This is a genomic window from Terriglobia bacterium (assembly GCA_020072845.1).
Taxonomy (GTDB): Bacteria; Acidobacteriota; Terriglobia; order Terriglobales; family Acidobacteriaceae; genus JAIQGF01.
Genome location: JAIQGF010000003.1, coordinates 1 through 16,056, shown reverse-complemented (window position 1 = coordinate 16,056; position 16,056 = coordinate 1). Strand labels below are relative to the sequence as shown.

15 protein-coding genes are annotated in these 16,056 nt (G+C 61.9%); 8 read left to right on the top strand and 7 right to left on the bottom strand.

Annotated elements, in window-relative coordinates:
• Positions 1-35: 35 nt before the first annotated feature.
• Positions 36-371, bottom strand: coding sequence for a hypothetical protein (locus LAN70_02445; protein MBZ5510007.1), 336 nt, complete (start codon positions 369-371; stop codon positions 36-38).
• A 215-nt stretch (positions 372-586) separates the two neighbouring features.
• Between LAN70_02445 and LAN70_02440 the strand changes: the two genes are divergently transcribed.
• Positions 587-1,891 (top strand): APC family permease, encoded by a 1,305-nt coding sequence (locus LAN70_02440; protein ID MBZ5510006.1) that lies wholly within the window; start codon positions 587-589, stop codon positions 1,889-1,891.
• A 42-nt stretch (positions 1,892-1,933) separates the two neighbouring features.
• Here LAN70_02440 and LAN70_02435 read toward each other — a convergent pair whose 3' ends face one another.
• Positions 1,934-3,505 carry an aldehyde dehydrogenase family protein gene (locus LAN70_02435; GenBank protein ID MBZ5510005.1) on the bottom strand — a complete coding sequence of 524 codons (1,572 nt, stop codon included), beginning with the start codon at positions 3,503-3,505 and terminating at the stop codon, positions 1,934-1,936.
• Between the two features lie 119 nt (positions 3,506-3,624).
• The gene (gene truA / locus LAN70_02430; GenBank protein ID MBZ5510004.1) at positions 3,625-4,380 is read right to left on the bottom strand and encodes a tRNA pseudouridine(38-40) synthase TruA; all 756 of its coding nucleotides are present in this window, start codon (positions 4,378-4,380) and stop codon (positions 3,625-3,627) included.
• A 244-nt stretch (positions 4,381-4,624) separates the two neighbouring features.
• Between truA and LAN70_02425 the strand changes: the two genes are divergently transcribed.
• Together LAN70_02425 and LAN70_02420 are read left to right on the top strand one after the other, a co-directional pair.
• Positions 4,625-6,685, top strand: a complete 2,061-nt coding sequence (locus LAN70_02425) for a TolC family protein (protein ID MBZ5510003.1) — start codon at positions 4,625-4,627, stop codon at positions 6,683-6,685.
• A gap of 143 nt (positions 6,686-6,828) precedes the next feature.
• Positions 6,829-7,605, top strand: a complete 777-nt coding sequence (locus LAN70_02420) for a glycosyltransferase family 2 protein (protein ID MBZ5510002.1) — start codon at positions 6,829-6,831, stop codon at positions 7,603-7,605.
• A gap of 21 nt (positions 7,606-7,626) precedes the next feature.
• Here LAN70_02420 and LAN70_02415 read toward each other — a convergent pair whose 3' ends face one another.
• Positions 7,627-7,968, bottom strand: coding sequence for a hypothetical protein (locus LAN70_02415; protein MBZ5510001.1), 342 nt, complete (start codon positions 7,966-7,968; stop codon positions 7,627-7,629).
• A 782-nt stretch (positions 7,969-8,750) separates the two neighbouring features.
• On the opposite strand from LAN70_02415, the gene LAN70_02410 reads away from it, so the two are divergent.
• The 4 genes from LAN70_02410 (at position 8,751) to LAN70_02395 (ending at position 13,042) form a co-directional block, all read left to right on the top strand.
• On the top strand, positions 8,751-10,550 hold the full coding sequence (locus LAN70_02410) for a methylmalonyl-CoA mutase family protein (protein MBZ5510000.1): 1,800 nt from the start codon (positions 8,751-8,753) through the stop codon (positions 10,548-10,550).
• A 249-nt stretch (positions 10,551-10,799) separates the two neighbouring features.
• The gene (locus LAN70_02405; GenBank protein ID MBZ5509999.1) at positions 10,800-11,531 is read left to right on the top strand and encodes a DNA-3-methyladenine glycosylase; all 732 of its coding nucleotides are present in this window, start codon (positions 10,800-10,802) and stop codon (positions 11,529-11,531) included.
• Positions 11,532-11,939: 408 nt separating this feature from the next.
• Complete coding sequence (locus LAN70_02400) at positions 11,940-12,362, top strand: cobalamin B12-binding domain-containing protein (protein MBZ5509998.1); 423 nt, start codon at positions 11,940-11,942, stop codon at positions 12,360-12,362.
• Between the two features lie 98 nt (positions 12,363-12,460).
• Positions 12,461-13,042, top strand: coding sequence for an enoyl-CoA hydratase/isomerase family protein (locus LAN70_02395; GenBank protein ID MBZ5509997.1), 582 nt, complete (start codon positions 12,461-12,463; stop codon positions 13,040-13,042).
• Between the two features lie 23 nt (positions 13,043-13,065).
• Here LAN70_02395 and LAN70_02390 read toward each other — a convergent pair whose 3' ends face one another.
• Positions 13,066-13,743, bottom strand: a complete 678-nt coding sequence (locus LAN70_02390; GenBank protein ID MBZ5509996.1) for an O-methyltransferase — start codon at positions 13,741-13,743, stop codon at positions 13,066-13,068.
• Between the two features lie 122 nt (positions 13,744-13,865).
• Positions 13,866-14,573, bottom strand: coding sequence for a metal-dependent hydrolase (locus tag LAN70_02385; GenBank protein MBZ5509995.1), 708 nt, complete (start codon positions 14,571-14,573; stop codon positions 13,866-13,868).
• 270 nt (positions 14,574-14,843) lie between these two features.
• On the opposite strand from LAN70_02385, the gene hpt reads away from it, so the two are divergent.
• Positions 14,844-15,392: a hypoxanthine phosphoribosyltransferase gene (gene hpt, locus LAN70_02380; GenBank protein MBZ5509994.1), complete on the top strand. Its 549-nt coding sequence runs from the start codon at positions 14,844-14,846 to the stop codon at positions 15,390-15,392.
• Positions 15,393-15,726: 334 nt separating this feature from the next.
• Here the strand turns inward: hpt and LAN70_02375 are convergent.
• Positions 15,727-16,056, bottom strand: a 330-nt coding sequence (locus LAN70_02375; GenBank protein MBZ5509993.1) for a GAF domain-containing protein, incomplete at its 5' end; no start/stop codon positions are given.

Genomic DNA, 16,056 nt, shown 5'->3' with positions numbered 1-16,056 from the left:
GCTATTCGCTAAAAGCTAAGAGCTAAGAGCTCTCCCTACTTGGTATCCTTCGGCGGCAGGGTTAACCCGAACGTCGAAATCTGGCCGCGGCCGGCGACATTGAGGCCGCTCGGGTCCTGCGGATTGGGCAGGTAGAGCGTGCGGCAATGTTCGCAGCGGTAAATCTCGGCATCGGGGCCCAGAGCCTGCTCCACATCGCCGCAGGCTTTTTCCAGCACGTCGCTGGCGTAGAACCAGCGCTTCAGGTGTCCGCCGCACAGCTTGTTTTTCTCGTCCTTCTGGTTGCAGGCACGCTGCCCGGGCTTCTTCACTTTGATTTTGTGTTTGGCAAGCTGGGGAAGGTTTCCCGCTTGCACCGGTTCTGGTTTCATACCCGTAGTCGCCAAGGACGATGACCTCGTGGCCTGCCGCAGATTATCGATGAAAACACGCTATTTTACTGGATAACTCAGCGGAGAAGGAAGATTGTTGTAGTTACTGCGGTCACACCAGCGGTTCATCGTCGTCGGTGCCCGGTAGTCCGAAATCCGGTATTCCCGTCCGAACTGCCGATTACGGACTACAGACTACCGAAAAAAGCATGCACGTGCCCTCGAGACATGACAAACGCCTGGTGCGCGCCATCGGGCGCTGGAGCCTGGCGGCGCTGATGTTCAACACCATCATCGGCGCCAGCGTATTTGGCATCCCATCCCTGCTGGCGGCGCGCCTGGGAGCGCTGAGTGTGCCGGGGTACCTGATCGCCGCCGCGGGCGTGGCCGTCATCGCCGCGTGTCTGGCGGAGGTCGCTTCGCAATTCCGCGAAGCCGGCGGGCCTTATCTTTACGCCCGCACCGCCTTTGGGCCGTTCGTTGCCATCCAGATCGGCTGGATGATGTGGCTGTCGCGTATCACCGCGACCTCCGCGGTTGCCAACCTGTTCATCTCCTACGGCGCGCAGTTTTTCCCCCAGGTCGAGGCTCCGCTGGCGCGCGCGCTCGTTCTGGCGGTGCTGATCGCATTGCTGGCCGCCGTGAACTACCGCGGGGTCAGCGGCGGCACGGCGGTGAGCAACATATTCACCGTCGCGAAACTCGGCCTGCTGACGTTTCTGATTGCCGGCGGTCTGATGGCGCTCCTGCTGCACCCGCTGCTCCGCGTGACGCCGGCAAGAGTCATGCCCGGCGCCAGCGACTGGTTCGACAGCCTGACTTTGATGGTGTACGCCTACGCCGGATTCGAGGCGGCGTTCCTGGTTTCGGGAGAGACTCGCGATCCGCGCAAGGATGCGCCCTTCGCGCTGCTGGTTTCCATTGCGACGGCAACCCTGGTGTTTGTCAGCCTGCAATACGTGGTGATCCACATTTTGCCGGACGCTGCCGCCAGCGCCAAGCCTGCCGCCGATGCGGCGCGGCGCTTTCTCGGGCCGCTCGGTGCCTCGCTGGTGGCCGGCGGGGCGCTGGTCTCGATTTACGGATACCTCAGCGCCAATCTGCTGCATGCGCCGCGTCTCACCTTTGCCATGGGAGAACAAGGCGACTTCCCGGGATGGTTTGCCGCCGTGCATCCACGCTTCCGCACCCCTTACATCTCCATCCTGCTCTTCGCGTTGCTGGTGATCGGTTTTTCCGTTGCCGGAAGTTTTCGCTGGAACGCGATCCTGTCGGTGCTGGCGCGGATTTTCGTTTACGGCGCGGTCGCTGCCGCCCTTCCGGCACTGCGCAGAAAACAGCCGCACGCCGACGCCTTTCGTCTGCCCGCGGGCAATGTCTTCGCGGCCCTGTCGTTGGTCTTCATGGGCGTGCTGGCGACGAGAATGCAGCGCAGCGCAGCTCTGGTGCTGGCAGTCACGTTATTGATTGGATGCCTGACTTGGGTGTGGTCGCGTAACAGAGTTGCGATTTCCGATTGAGTCGCCACTCGACAACGCTCGGGACTCGCGACTCGGGACTCTTCACAGCCGCCGCCGCCACAGCGATCTTGACGAGCGCACTGCGCCGCGCACTCGCGCAAACAACCCCGGCGCGAACAGCCAGTCGGCAAAGGCTTCCATCTGGCGCGCGAAGTCGGGACCGTAGCCGTACCACCAGGTTTTCTTCAACCGTGGCAGGCGGTCGGAGTCGAGGTATTGCACCCATGCCATCTCTTCCAGGCCCAGTTTCCCATGGGTGCGCCCGATGCCGCTGCACTTGACGCCGCCGTGCGGGGCCTCGCTGATGCCATAGCCGATCACCGCATCGTTCACCAGCACCGTTCCCGCCGCAATCAGCGTCGCCAGTTGCTCGCCGCGGTATCGATTGCGCGTCCACACGCTGGCCGCGAGCCCGAACTCGGAGTCGTTGGCGAGGCTGATAGCTTCCTCGTCGTCGTCGAAGGCCATGATCGCCAGCACCGGTCCGAAAGTCTCCTCGCGCATGATGCGCATCGAGTGGTCCACGCCGGTGATGACCGTCGGCGCGTAGAAGTTCGGGCCGAGTTCGGCCATGCGCCGTCCGCCGGCCAGCACGCGTGCGCCGCTGCTGACGGCGTCATTCACCTGCTCTTCGACGACGCGCAACTGCCGCTCGTGGATCATGGGGCCGATGTCGGTTTGCGGATCGGCGCCGTTGCCGACCTTCAGCTTGCGCGTCTTCTCCACGCACAGCTCGACAAACCGGTCATGCAGGCTGCGATGCACGTAACAGCGTTCCACGGAGAGGCACGCCTGCCCGGCGTTGACGAATGCACCCCACACCGCGGCGCTGGAGGCGACGTCCACATCGGCGTCGTCGAGCACCAGCATCGGATCCTTGCCGCCCAGTTCCAGCACCACCGGCAGCAAGCGCGCGCCGCAGGCTTGCGCAACGCGGCGCCCGGTGGCCACGCTTCCGGTGAAGACCAGCTTTTCTATGGGCGAAGCAATCAGCGCCGCGCCGGTTGCGCCGTCGCCGAGCACGACCTGGAAAATGTCCTCCGGCAGGCCCGCCGATGTGAACAGCGATTTCAATTCCAGCGCGCTCAGCGGGGTGAATTCCGAGGGCTTCAGCACCACCGCGTTGCCCATCACCAACGCCGCCACTACCTCGCCCGTGGGTGTCGAGAACGGAAAATTCCACGGCGAGATGATGCCGAGCACCCCGTGCGCCCGGCGCAGCAGGCGTCCGACCTTGGCCTTCATGATCGGATTGCCGTGCGGTACCGGCTCGGGGAGCAGCAATCCCGGCGCCTGCTCGGCACAAAATCGTGTTGCGTCCAGCGCGACCACCACCTCATTCACCAGCGCCTCGACGTAAGGCTTGCCGGCTTCGCGCGTGATCAGCCGCGCCACTTCCTCCTTCTTGGCGTGCAGGAGCCGCTGAAAGCGGCGCAGGACCTCGATCCGCTGCTGGACCCCGACCGCCTCCCAGGCCGGCTGTGCGGCGTGGGCTCGTTCCACTGCAGCTATAACCTCAGCGTCGCTGGCGCAGTCAAACTCGCCGAGCGTCTCCCCGGTCGCCGGATTCACGGCGGCAATGCGGCGGGCAACGACTTGGGGCTCAGTAGCCATTTGCTGGCAGACTAGCTTAGATGGACTCAGAAGAAAAACGAACCACAGATCGCCACTTCATGAACACGGATCGGAGTTTTGTTCCGTTTTGATCCGCGTGAATCCGCGTAAATCCGCGGTTAATATTCAACCCCGACAAGATACAGCCCGCTCGCCGGCGCGGTCGCCCCCGGATTCGTCGAGCGATTGCGCGCCTGCAAAATGCGCGCCAGATCGGCCGGTTGCAGGCTTCCCTTCCCCACCAGCAGAAACGTCCCCACCAGGTTGCGAACCATGTGGTGCAGGAATCCGCTGCCGCGGACGGTATAGATCAACTCATCGTCTGCGCGCTGCCATTGCGAAACGAAAATCGTGCGCAGGTTAGAACGTCCGCCCTCCTCCTCGCGCTTCTCCTCATCCACCGCCGCAAACGAGGTGAAATCGTGCTCGCCGGTCACCTGTTCGGCGGCGGCGCAAATTGCGTTTTCATCCAGCGGATACGGGTGATGATAAACGTAGCGCGCCAGCCACGGCGGGCAGATATCGCCGCGGTAGATGCGGTATCGGTAGGTCTTCGCCCGTGCCGACTTGCGGGCATGGAACTCCGGCGGCGCTTCCTCCACCTGCATGACGCGGATCGAAGGCGGCAGAATGTCGTTGAGCGCCACCACCAGGTTGGCCGCCGGGATGGAAGAGGCCAGCGCGCACGACGCCACCTGCGCCAGCGCGTGTACGCCGGCATCGGTCCGGCCGGAGCCCTGCGGCAGGACGGTTTCACCGGTAATCCGGCGCAGCGCGTCGCCCAGCGCGGCCTGGATCGTCCCCCGGCCGGGCTGCACCTGCCAGCCATGAAAGTCGGTGCCGTCGTAGGCGAGCGTGAATTTGAAATTTCGCATCGAACCGATGGCGCACGCAACCAAGCTGCCGCGCCGGTGTTTACAGAATCTTTACTCGGCGAAACTCGATGAGTCCTGCCGGCTCGGCTATACTAGTGGGTTTCCGCATCCAGGCAGCGGTGGCCCTATCCCGCCTGCCGGTTTTTTGAACCTGCCGGAGGGCATTTGCGTAGTATCTGGTGACGATCGTGGCCCGCGGCAGTCTATCGCATTGCACGTTGTACGACGTAGGGGAGAGAAGCGCATGTCTTCGAGGTCTTTTTTTGTGTTTCGCGGCAGTCTGATCACCCTGGCTCTGGTGGCTTGCCTGGCTTCGTCCGCCTGGGCTCAGCGCACGGATTATTCCAAAGGCAAATCGCAGTTTCCCAATCCCATCGCGCCCTACCAGGCGCGGACCGTGCCTCCGCCGAACTTTTCGAACAGCCCCCGCATCGACCAGTTGATCAAGAACGGCAAGCTGATGCTCTCGCTGGACGACGCCATTACGCTGGCGTTGGAGAACAACCTCGACCTGGCGATTGCCCGCTATAACCTCGACATCGCCGACACCGACATCCTGCGCACCAAGTCGGGCGCGGCGGCGCGCGGCGTGGCCACCGGCATCGTCAGCGGCACCCCCGGCGGCGGTGTCAACGGGTTCGGCACTGGCGCTTCGGGCGCCAGCGCCGGCGGCACCAGCAGTGCGGCAGGCGGCGCCGGCACCGGCACCGGCGGACTGGTCACTTCCACTACCGGTGTCGGACCAACCGTACCTTCCTTCGATCCCTTCCTCAGCGGCACCCTTCAGATCGAGCACTCGGTCACCCCGCTGTCCAATACGGTAACCGCCGGCGTCGCCAACCTGTTGCAGAACACCGGGACGGCGAATTTTGCCTATAACCAGGGCTTCGCTACGGGAACCAACATGAGTGTGGGCTTCAATAATTCCCGCCTCACCACCAACAGCATCCGCACCAACCTGAATCCGGTGCTCAATAGCAGCTTCCGGCTGACCGTCAGTCAGCACCTGCTGCAAGGCTTCGGCATCGCGCCCAACCTGCGCTTCATCCGCATGGCAAAGAACAGCCGCGAGATCGCCGATGTCGCCTTCCGCGGCCAGGTGATCTCCACCGTCACCCAGATTCAGAACATCTATTGGGACCTGGTGAATGCCTACGAGGACGTGCGGGTGAAAGAGCGCTCGCTGGGGCTGGCCAACCAGTTGCTCACCGACACCCAGAAGCAGGTGCAGATCGGCACCCTGGCGCCGATCGAGGTGGTGCGCTCGCAAAGCGCGGTCGCTTCCGCCCGCCAGGACCTGATTATCAGCCAGACGGCGCTCCAGTTGCAGCAATTGCTCACCAAGAATGCGCTGGCGCGCAACCTGCAGGACCCGGTGCTCGCGGCCGCCGTGGTGATACCGACCGACACCATGTCGATGCCGTCCGCCGAGCCGGTCACACCGATCCAGGATATGGAGAGCGACGCGCTCTCCCACCGCTGGGAGCTGGCGCAGTCGCGCATTGACCTGACCAACCGCGACATCAACAAGAAAGCGGCACGCAGCGCGCTGCTGCCCACCCTCGATCTGTTTGGGTTCTACGGCGCCTCGGCCCTGGGTGGGTTGCAGAATCCGCTCCTCGGTCTCCCCGCGGGAAGCATCCCGACGGTGGGCTACGGCTCCACCTTCGGGGGTTTGTTCGATAGCACCGCGCCGGACAAAGGTGTGGGGCTGTCGCTGACCATCCCGATTCGCAACCGCAGCGCCCAGGCCGACCAGGTCCGCTCCGAGCTGGAATACAGCCAGGCGCAGATGCGTTTGCAGCAGCTTCAGAACCAGATTCGCATCGAGGTGCGCAACGCGCAATACGCGCTGGAGCAGAACCGGGCCCGGGTCGACGCCGCCCAAGCCGGCGCCAAGCTGGCCGCCGAAAGCCTGGATGCCGAGCAGAAGAAGTACCTGCTGGGTGCGTCCACCAATTACAACGTGCTGCAGTCTCAGCGCGACCTGACGCAGGCGGAATCGAACCTGGTGGCGGCGCGCGCCGCCTATGAGAAATCGCGCGTGGAAGTGGACCGCGCCACCGGCTTGACGCTCACCCGTCTCGGCATTGATATCGCCGACGCGGAGACCGCGCAGGTGAAGAAGCCTCCGACCGTGCCGGGCGTCATTCCGCGCAGCCAGAACCCGCAGGCGCCGCCGATCACGCCGCAGCCGCCGGGCCCAACCGGCCAACCGCTGCCGCCCTCGCCCACCGGCCCGGTCGGCCAGCCTCCGGCCCCATCAACACCGCCCCAGACCTCGGTCCCGCCGGAGCTGAAGTAGTCAGTAGTCGGGAGTTAGTAGCTAGGAGTTAGCGAGGCCGGGTAATATCCCGGCCCTTTGCTTCCGCGCTCGGTACTCAGTACTCAGTACTCGGTACTCGTCTTGCAATCGTCAATCTTCAATCATCAATCTACAATTCCCCCGTGACCCTCTCGGTCGCCATCATCACCAAGGACGAAGAAGAAAACCTTCCGCGGACGCTCGGCAGCGTGGAGGGGCTGCTGCGCTCGCTCGGCGGCGAAATCATCGTGGTCGATTCCGGCTCCACCGACCGCACGCTGGAGATCGCGGCGGCCGCCGGCGCACGAGTTTTTCACGAACCGTGGAAGGGCTTTGCCGCGCAGAAAAATTCGGCGCTCGACAAGGCGGCGTGTGATTGGGTGCTCTCGCTCGATGCCGACGAGCCCCTGGAACCGGCGGCGGCCGGCGAAATCCGCACTCTGCTGGCGAGCAATCCGCCGGTGAACGGCTACTGGATTCCGCGCAAGAATTTTTTTCTGGGCCGCTGGATTCGCCACGGCGGTTTCTATCCCGACCGCAAGCTGCGCCTGGTCCGCCGCGGCACCGCGCGTTGGGTGGAGCACGGCGCTCATCCCACCATGACAATCACCGGCGACACCGCCAACCTGCGCCACGCCATCTTGCACTACGCCTATCCCACGCTGCGCGCCTACATCGCCCACATGAACAACTATTCCTCCATGCAAGCCGAGCACCTGGACGCGGCGCGCCGTCGCGGCTTCGATCTGGTCAACATCGTCGTCAACCCGGTGGCGACGTTTTTCTACAACTATGTTGTGCGCCTCGGCTTCCTCGATGGACGCGAGGGCTTGTTGCTGCACCTCTATCACTCCGCGTATGTGAGCTGGAAATACGCCAAGGCGTGGGAACTCTCACGCCAGAACCGTGGCGGCGGTTGAGCTAAATCACGCGACGGCTAATCAAATCTGGTGCAGCACCCGCATCGGCTTGGCTGGCACCGCCGGCGGACGTTGCGGCGCCGGCGCAGCCTTTTCAGCCGGGGCTTTGTCTTTCTCTTGCGGCGCGGCGTAGTGTGGATCCGAGAGGTACATTTTCTCGCGCTGTTTGACGAGATCTTGGATGCGGATTTTGTTCAGTTGCTTGCTATCGTCCCACAGCAGTTGGATGAGGTTCCGCTGTTTATCAATGGTGCCACCCTGTTGTGCCACCACCAGGATCATGGCAAGGCAAGTCAACAACACCAGCACGCCGCTCCACCGCGTTTTCAGCTCTTCCCGTTCACGTTGCAGGAAACTGTCCATGGTTTGGCCTCGCTCCGATTGCAAGCACATTGCTACATCGCAACCGGAGCGCCACAGCGCGGTTTCGCAAGTGATTGACATCTCGCCACCTATGCCCCCGTTACGCCGGTACTCCGGTTCTGGTTACCGCAACTCTTTGCAGATTTCAGGAAACGTTTTGACCTTCGCGAACTGGGGTAGTGGGCCACTTTCCGGGAAACCGATTTATCATGCAGAAGCAGTTAACCGACGGTTCCTAGAATATCGCGATAGGTTTTCGAAATGTCATCTTCCGAAGAATCAATCCTCCACCAAAAGAATGTTGGGTCTGTATTTGCCTGGTGCTCCCCTTCCTTGCTGGGCTTCGCGCTTTTCCTTTTTTCGTTCCCGATTGACCGTCCCGTTCCATTCTGGCCACATCTAAGTATCGCGGAGCTTTTCTTCCTTTGGTTTTTCTTTGTCACACCAATCACGACAACGATTGCTCTTGTCGTGTTCAGGAAACGAAGACGACTACTCCTCATTTCTCCGATCGCTAAGCTGTTTGCGTGGACCACGATAGCTGTCAGCGTTTTGGTGAATGTATTTATGCTGCTTGGTGCATGGGCCTCCACGTATTGACAATCACACAAAAGATCGAATTGGAGAAATTGGAGGAGGACAGCGAAATCTTGTGACTCCACAATCTCGGATTGGGCCCGTCAACCGCCCTTCTCAGAAAGGGACCCACTACCCTAACTGGTGACATTCTTGCTCCCACTCCACGCATCTCTTATGATGAGGGGTTTGCTTCGACAACCATCATGGCCGACCAAAAGCGCCCGAACCATCCAGTAGCCGATTCCCCGGTAGCCGACGTCTTTGAAGGACGCCTTCCCTCCGAGTCGGAAAAGCAGTGGACCGAGGGAATGTTGGCCAAGTCTCTGGAGAAGGCGCCGGAGAAGCCCATCGGCGCACCCACCGGCACCAATCTCGACGAGCACGGCCGCGCCCGCTACACCACCATTTCGGCCTACCCCGTCCGCCGCCTCTATACCCAAGCCGACCTGCCCGAGGACTGGAAGTACGACGATTACCTCGGCTACCCCGGCCAGCCTCCTTACACGCGCGGCATTCACGCCAGCGGTTATCGCGGCAAGCTTTTTACCATGCGCCAGTTCTCCGGCTTCGCTTCGCCGGAAGAAACCAACGAGCGCTACAAGTACCTGCTCAGCTCCGGCGGCACTGGATTGTCGGTTGCCTTCGACCTGCCTACGCTGATGGGCTACGACAGCGACCACCCGTGCAGCGAGGGCGAGGTCGGCAAGTGCGGGGTCGCCATCGATTCGCTGGAGGACATGGAAATCCTCTTCAACGGCATCGACCTGGAAAACGTCACCACTTCCATGACCATCAACTCGCCCGCCTCCGTGCTGTGGGCGATGTACCTGGTCGTCGCCGAGAAGCAGAAGGCCGACTGGAACAAGATTTCCGGCACCATCCAGAACGACATCCTCAAGGAATACATCGCGCAGAAGGAATACATCTACCCGCCGGCGCCCAGCATGCGGTTGGTGATTGACACCTTCGAGTTCGGTTCCAGGTTCACGCCGCGTTTTAACACGATTTCGATCAGCGGTTACCACATCCGCGAGGCCGGCTCCACCGCACTGCAGGAGTTGGCATTCACCGTTTACGACGGCGTCGAGTACGTCGAGTGGGCGCGCCGTCGCGGCCTCGACGTGGACGAGTTCGGTCCGCGCCTCAGCTTCTTCTTCAACGCGCACAGTGATTTCTTCGAGGAGATCGCCAAGTACCGCGCCGCCCGCAAAATCTGGCACCGGCTGATGCAGGACCGCTTCGGCGCCAAAAACGAACGCACCCGCCTGATGCGCTTCCATTCCCAGACGGCGGGCGTTTCGCTCACCGCGCAGCAGCCGTTGAACAATATCGCCCGCGTTGCCATCCAGGCGCTGGCGGCTGTCTTGGGCGGCACGCAGTCGCTGCATACCGACGCTCATGATGAAGCCCTCGCGCTGCCTACCGCCGAGGCGGCCCGCATCGCCCTGCGCACGCAGCAGATCATCGCTTACGAATCCGGCGTCACCCAGACCATTGACCCGCTCGGCGGCTCGTACTTCCTGGAGCGCCTGACGCTCGACATGGAAAACGGCGCCATCGATTACTTCGACAAGCTGGACGCGATGGGCGGCATGGTCAAGGCCATCGAGCGCGGGTATCCGCAAAAAGAAATCGCCGAAGCCAGCTACCAGTACCAGCGCGCGGTGGAGAAACGCGAGAAAGTCGTTGTCGGTGTCAACGAGTTCACCATCGAGGAAAAATCGCCTGAGATTTTGCACATCGGCGATTCCGTCGCGCGCCAGCAGACCGAGAAACTGAAGAAACTGCGCGCTCGCCGCAGCAACGACGAAGTCCGCCGCCGCCTCGACGCCCTGAAGAAAGCCGCGGCGCAGGAGCCGCAAGTCAAGGCCGATGGCTCGGTCTCCGACGCCAACACCATGCCCTACATCATCGAAGCCGTCCGCGCTTACGCCACCGTCGGCGAAATTTGCGAGGCGCTGAAGCAGGTGTACGGCACCTACGAAGAAGCAAGCATTACCTAACTTCCAAAAGGTGTCATTCCGAGCGCAGCGAGGAACCTGCTTTTTGCCCGCTGCTCCGGCGGTGCCGTTTCACTTTGGGTGGGTCCCGGCGCCCACGCCGGGACCGCCGTTTACCCCAGCCGCGCGGCACCCATTCTTCAATCTTCAATCTGCAATCTTCAATACTCCGTGTCTCCGTGCCTCCGTGGTGAGCCGATTTCATCCCTGCACATTGACAACCGGAAACTGAAACTCGAAACTGAAACTCCCATGCGCCGCGCCATCACTCACCTGAAAAAATCCGATCCCGTCATGGCCTCGATCATCGCCCGCGTCGGCCCTTTCCGCCTCGACCGCCGCCCGGCAACCTTTGAAGCCATGGTCCGCGCCATTGTCTTCCAGCAACTCGCCGGCGCCGCCGCCCGCACCATCTACCAGCGCCTGCAAAACGCCTGCGAACAGGCGGTCGGCGGGCAGGCGACCGAGCGCTCTCTCTACGGCGGTTTCATGATCACGCCCGAATCCGTGCTCGCCCTCTCTGAAGTCCAGATGCGCGCCTGCGGCCTCTCCCGCCAGAAGCTCAGCTACATTCGCGACCTGGCGCACAAAACCATCGCCCGCGACGTGGACTTTGCCAGCCTGCCCAGCATGTCCGACGACGAAGTCATCGAGCACCTCACGCGCGTGAAAGGCGTCGGGGTGTGGTCGGCGCAGATGTTCCTCATCTTCGCGCTCGGCCGCCTCGACGTGATGCCCACCGCCGACCTCGGCATCAACATGGCGATCTGCCAAGCCTACGGCAAGCGCAAAATCCCCAAGCCGAAGCAGATTTTGAAGTTTTCGGAAAAGTGGAAGCCTTACCGCTCCCTGGCCTGCTGGTACCTGTGGCGCTCGGTGGACAAGCCCGCGAAGAAGACTCAGCCACAGAGGACACACGCGAAGAAGACTCAGCCACAGAGGGCACAGAGGAACGTGAAGGCTAAGAAAGCAAAAGCTTCGTGATCCTCCGTGCCCGAAGAAAACTCAGCCACAGAGGGCACAGAGGAACGTGAAGGCTAAGAAAGCAAGAGCTGGGTGATCCTCTGTGTCCTCTGTGGCTAAATTCTTTCTTGCGATTCCCATGAGAAAAGTCAGCCACAGAGGGCACAGAGGAACGCGAAGGCCAATTACAGCAAAAGCTTCGTTTTCCTCCGTGTCCTCTGTGGCTAAATTCTTGGTTGCGCTTCCTGTTTTGTCGTTCCGATCCGCGTTCCTCCGCGTAAATCCGCGGCTAGCTATTTTTCTCCGTGTCCTCTGTGGCTAAATTCTTGCTTGCGCTTCCCATTTTGTTGTTCCGATCCGCGTTCCTCCGCGTAAATCCGCGGTTGACTGTTTTTCTCCGTGTCCTCTGTGGTTAAATAGTGGCCTGCGATGCCAGACGAACGCAAAATCCGTGTGCTTGTCGCCAAACCCGGTCTGGACGGGCATGACCGCGGCGCCAAAGTTATCGCGCGTGCCCTGCGCGACGCCGGCATGGAGGTCATCTACACCGGCCTGCGCCAGACCCCGGAGATGATCGTCAACGCCTCGCTGCAGGAAGACGTGGACGTGATCGGCCTTTCCATTCTCTCCGGCGCGCACAACGCCATCGTGCCGCGCGTCATGGATCTGCTGAACCAGAACAAGATGGACGACGTGCTGGTGCTGGTGGGCGGCATCATTCCCGACCAGGATGTGGCGCAGCTTAAGCAGCAAGGTGTTGCGGGAATTTTCCAGCCGGGCACCGCCATGGACGAGATCATCCAGTTCATCCGCCACAACGTGAAACCGCGCGGCATCCCCGCCGGCACCTAGCGAAAAACTTGACCACGGATCGCCACCGATCAACACGGATGAATTTTCTTCTTGTCTGATCCGTGTTCATCCGTGTAAATCCGTGGTTCGCTTTTCTTATGCCGGACGCCTACTACAACCTCGAGGAGCGCGACGCCTGCGCCGTCCTCCGCCTCACTTCGCCCGACGGCACCAATCGCCTGACCCGCGCCTGCGTGCTCGCCCTCACCGACGCCGTGCGCGAACTCGCGCGCGCTCCACGGCCGCTGATCATCACCGGCAACCACAGATTCTTTTCCGCCGGGGCTGAGTTGTCGGAAATCGTCGCCCTCACCGGCCCCACGGCGTATGACTTTTCGCACATGGGCCAGGCGCTGATGAATGAAATTGGCTGCTTCCCCGCTCCCGTCGTCGCCGCCGTCGGCGGATACTGCATGGGCGGCGGACTCGACCTGGCGCTCGCCTGTCATCGCCGCATCGCTTCGCCGCACGCCGTTTTCGGGCATCGCGGCGCCGCTCTGGGCTTGATTACCGGATGGGGCGGAACGCAGCGCCTGCCGCGCCTGGTCGGCAAAACGCGCGCCTTGCAGATGATGATCGAAGCAGAGAAAGTCCACGCCCGCGAGGCGCTGCGCATCGGCCTGGTGGACGCGATCGCCGACGATCCCGTCGCCGCCGCAGTTACGCAACTCTTGAGGTGAGGGCGCTAATTGCTAATTGCTAATTACTGCTTCAGCGCCACCGCTACTCCATCCCGCAACGGCAAAATCGTGGGAAACAGTTCCTTCGCGCCGTACAGCATCCGGTTGAACTCGACAATCGCGCGCGTTGAATCCCCCGTGTTTTTTCCGCCCGCAGCGGCTTCCGCTACCCGCCCGCTCCACAGCACGTTGTCGGTGACAAACAGCCCGCCTCGGCGTATGCGCGGCACCGCCAGACGGAACACCTTGGGATAATCTTCCTTGTCCACGTCGTTGAAGATAATGTCGAACGGCTCCAGGTTCTGCTCCGACAGCAGCTCCAGTGCGTCGCCCACCTTGATCTCGATCCGCTTCTCCACTCCGGCGCGCTCGAAATTCTTGTACGCCTCCATGGCTTTCTTGGAATCGCCGTCGGTATAGATCACGTGCCCGTCTTCGCCGACGCCGCGCGCCCACCAGATGGTCGAATATCCGATCGCCGAGCCCATCTCGAACACGCGCCGCGCTCCGCTCAGCCGCGCCAGCAGGTAGAACAGCCTCCCCACCGCCGGCCCCACGATCGGGATCTTGCGCCGCGCCGCCTCTTCTTCCATCTCGCGCAGCACCGGGTCGCTCTCCGGCAGCAACGAGTAGAGATAGTTGTCCACCGCTTCGCCGGTGATACCGCCCATCGCCCACGAGGGCCGCTCTGCCTTCGCCATAGTGTTCCTTAGCTACGATCTTGTGTGCCACGGTCTCTGACCCGTGCACTCTCGATGCTTCGCCCTCTCGTGTTCGCTAGCAGATCACCCGATCATCCGATCACCTGATCACCCGATCCCATTCATCCCATCGTTTGCCCGGGCTTCATGGCCAGCACATCGCATCCCACGTCCGCGACCAACCGCTTCAGTTCCGCCGGTGTGCCGGTCAGCGCCGGAAACGTGCCCCAGTGCATGGGGATCACCGTTTGAGGCCGCAGCAACTGGCACGCGTAGGTCGCCTCGCGCGGCGACATGGTAAACAAATCGCCGATCGGTAACATCACGATCTCCGGGTGATACAGCTCGTGGATGATATGCATGTCGCCGAACACGTTGGTGTCGCCGGCGTGGTACAGCTTCACGCCGCTGTCCAGTTCGATGACGTAACCACACGCCTCGCCGCCGTAGATGATGGACCCATCGTCCTCCTGGATTCCGCAGGAGTGGTCGGCGTGCACCATGGTGACCTTGATGCCGGCGACCTCCTGCGAGCCGCCCTTGTTCATCGGCGCAACCTGCTTCGCGCCCTTTTTCTGCAGCCACATCGCCAGTTCGAAGATCCCCACCACCACCGGGTTGTGCTGCTTGGCGATCGCCACCGCGTCGCCGATGTGGTCGAAGTGGCCGTGCGTGCACAGCATCGCATCCACTTTCTTCAATTTCTTTTCGCTGTCCGGGCACGACGGGTTCCCCATCACCCAGGGATCAATCAGGATGGTCTTGCCGCCGGTCTCCAGCCGGAATGTGGAGTGCCCCAGCCAGGTGAGTTTTGCGCCTTTCAGATCCATAATGGCCGCCTTTCTGCCATGTCTGCTGCCAATGAGTCGGAAGGATTTTATCAGCCCACCCGGAAATTGACGCAGAGGACACAGAGGAAGCAGAGGAGGAGGGACTTAAGGAAATGCGATTTTGGATTGTCGATTGCTGATTGCGCGACACGGTTTTTCCCGAAATCGGCAATCGACAATCGCCAATGCTTTTCTCTTTCTTCCTCTGTGCCCTCTGTGGCTAAACATGCGAAGTGTCAAAACCCAAAACTTCGGCTACCATAGCCGTCCATGCACTCCACCACTGCCGTGGGTTCTCAAGTCCGAGTCCTGTTCACCCGGGAGCAGATCGCGCGCCGCGTCCGCGAGATGGCGGACCAGATCACCCGCGACTTCGCCGGCCAATCCATCATCTTCGTGGGCGTGCTGAAGGGCGCGTCCATTTTTCTCGGCGATCTGGCGCGGCAGGTCAAGCTGGACGCGACCTTCGACTTCATCAGCGTTGCCAGCTACGGCAACGGCACCAAGACCAGCGGTGAAGTGAAGATGAACAAGGACGTGGACTCATCCATGGCCGACAAGAACGTCATCATCGTCGAAGACATTCTCGACACCGGCCTCACCATGGGTTACCTGCGCAAGCTCTTCCTCGCGCACCAGCCGCGCGCGCTGAAGGTAGCTGTGCTGCTCGACAAGGCGTGCCGCCGCATCGAGCCGGTCAAGGCCGACTACGTCGGTTTCGTCATTCCCGATGAGTTCGTGGTGGGATACGGCATGGACTACGCCGAGCGCTACCGCAACCTGCCCGACATCTGCGTCCTGCCGCCGGAATTGCAGTAGAGGCCGATGTGGCACACGCGCCCTCGCGTGTGCACAGGCACTCCCGGACCACTTACTGGTTTCACAAGTCGTTTTCCTTGGGGTAGGGCACGGCGGAACCTGTCCCGACCCTGAGCGAAGTCGAAGGGCGAAGGAGCCATTTGCTTGGAAGGGGCGCGGCGGAACCTGTCCCGAGCGGAGCCGAGGGAGCCGCGCCGAACAAGCCCTTGAATTGTGTCATTCCGAGCGGGCTCGGTAGGTCACGGCTTCAGCCGTGACCGAGGCGCGAAGCGCCGAAGCCCGCGAGGAACCTGCTGTTCTGAGTTTTTCAGCAGCCTGTTAGCCCCTGGGGGATTCACTTCCTGCAAATCAGGGCGCCGATTACATCGGCCACTCGCTTTAGCACTTCGACATCGTCTTCCATGAAGTTGTAGGCCAGGGCGGAGTGTATTTCCAGAACGCCCACCGTCCTGCCTTCCACGCACACCGGAGCGGCCACCACGGCAGCGATTTCCATCCGCCCGCAGGCTTCGGCATCGATGATGCCGCGCGCATCAGAAGCCGTGTCTACGCAATCCACCACCGCGCCGGTGCGCAGACACTCCTCGCGCATGGCGGCCGCGGGGTGAGGCGCGCTGTCGGGTTGCGGCGCGCTCCCGACGCTGGCTTGCAACGCATTGGCGCT

What these genes read in the sequence shown, in the direction of transcription:
- LAN70_02405 (MBZ5509999.1), top strand. Translation starts at nt 10,800, where the DNA reads ATGCGCCGCGCCATCACTCACCTGAAAAAATCCGATCCCGTCATGGCC.
- LAN70_02395 (MBZ5509997.1), top strand. Translation starts at nt 12,461, where the DNA reads ATGCCGGACGCCTACTACAACCTCGAGGAGCGCGACGCCTGCGCCGTC.
- LAN70_02425 (MBZ5510003.1), top strand. Translation starts at nt 4,625, where the DNA reads ATGTCTTCGAGGTCTTTTTTTGTGTTTCGCGGCAGTCTGATCACCCTG.
- hpt (MBZ5509994.1), top strand. Translation starts at nt 14,844, where the DNA reads ATGCACTCCACCACTGCCGTGGGTTCTCAAGTCCGAGTCCTGTTCACC.
- LAN70_02435 (MBZ5510005.1), bottom strand. Translation starts at nt 3,505, where the DNA reads ATGGCTACTGAGCCCCAAGTCGTTGCCCGCCGCATTGCCGCCGTGAAT.
- LAN70_02445 (MBZ5510007.1), bottom strand. Translation starts at nt 371, where the DNA reads ATGAAACCAGAACCGGTGCAAGCGGGAAACCTTCCCCAGCTTGCCAAA.
- LAN70_02400 (MBZ5509998.1), top strand. Translation starts at nt 11,940, where the DNA reads ATGCCAGACGAACGCAAAATCCGTGTGCTTGTCGCCAAACCCGGTCTG.
- LAN70_02385 (MBZ5509995.1), bottom strand. Translation starts at nt 14,573, where the DNA reads ATGGATCTGAAAGGCGCAAAACTCACCTGGCTGGGGCACTCCACATTC.
- truA (MBZ5510004.1), bottom strand. Translation starts at nt 4,380, where the DNA reads ATGCGAAATTTCAAATTCACGCTCGCCTACGACGGCACCGACTTTCAT.
- LAN70_02415 (MBZ5510001.1), bottom strand. Translation starts at nt 7,968, where the DNA reads ATGGACAGTTTCCTGCAACGTGAACGGGAAGAGCTGAAAACGCGGTGG.
- LAN70_02390 (MBZ5509996.1), bottom strand. Translation starts at nt 13,743, where the DNA reads ATGGCGAAGGCAGAGCGGCCCTCGTGGGCGATGGGCGGTATCACCGGC.
- LAN70_02410 (MBZ5510000.1), top strand. Translation starts at nt 8,751, where the DNA reads ATGGCCGACCAAAAGCGCCCGAACCATCCAGTAGCCGATTCCCCGGTA.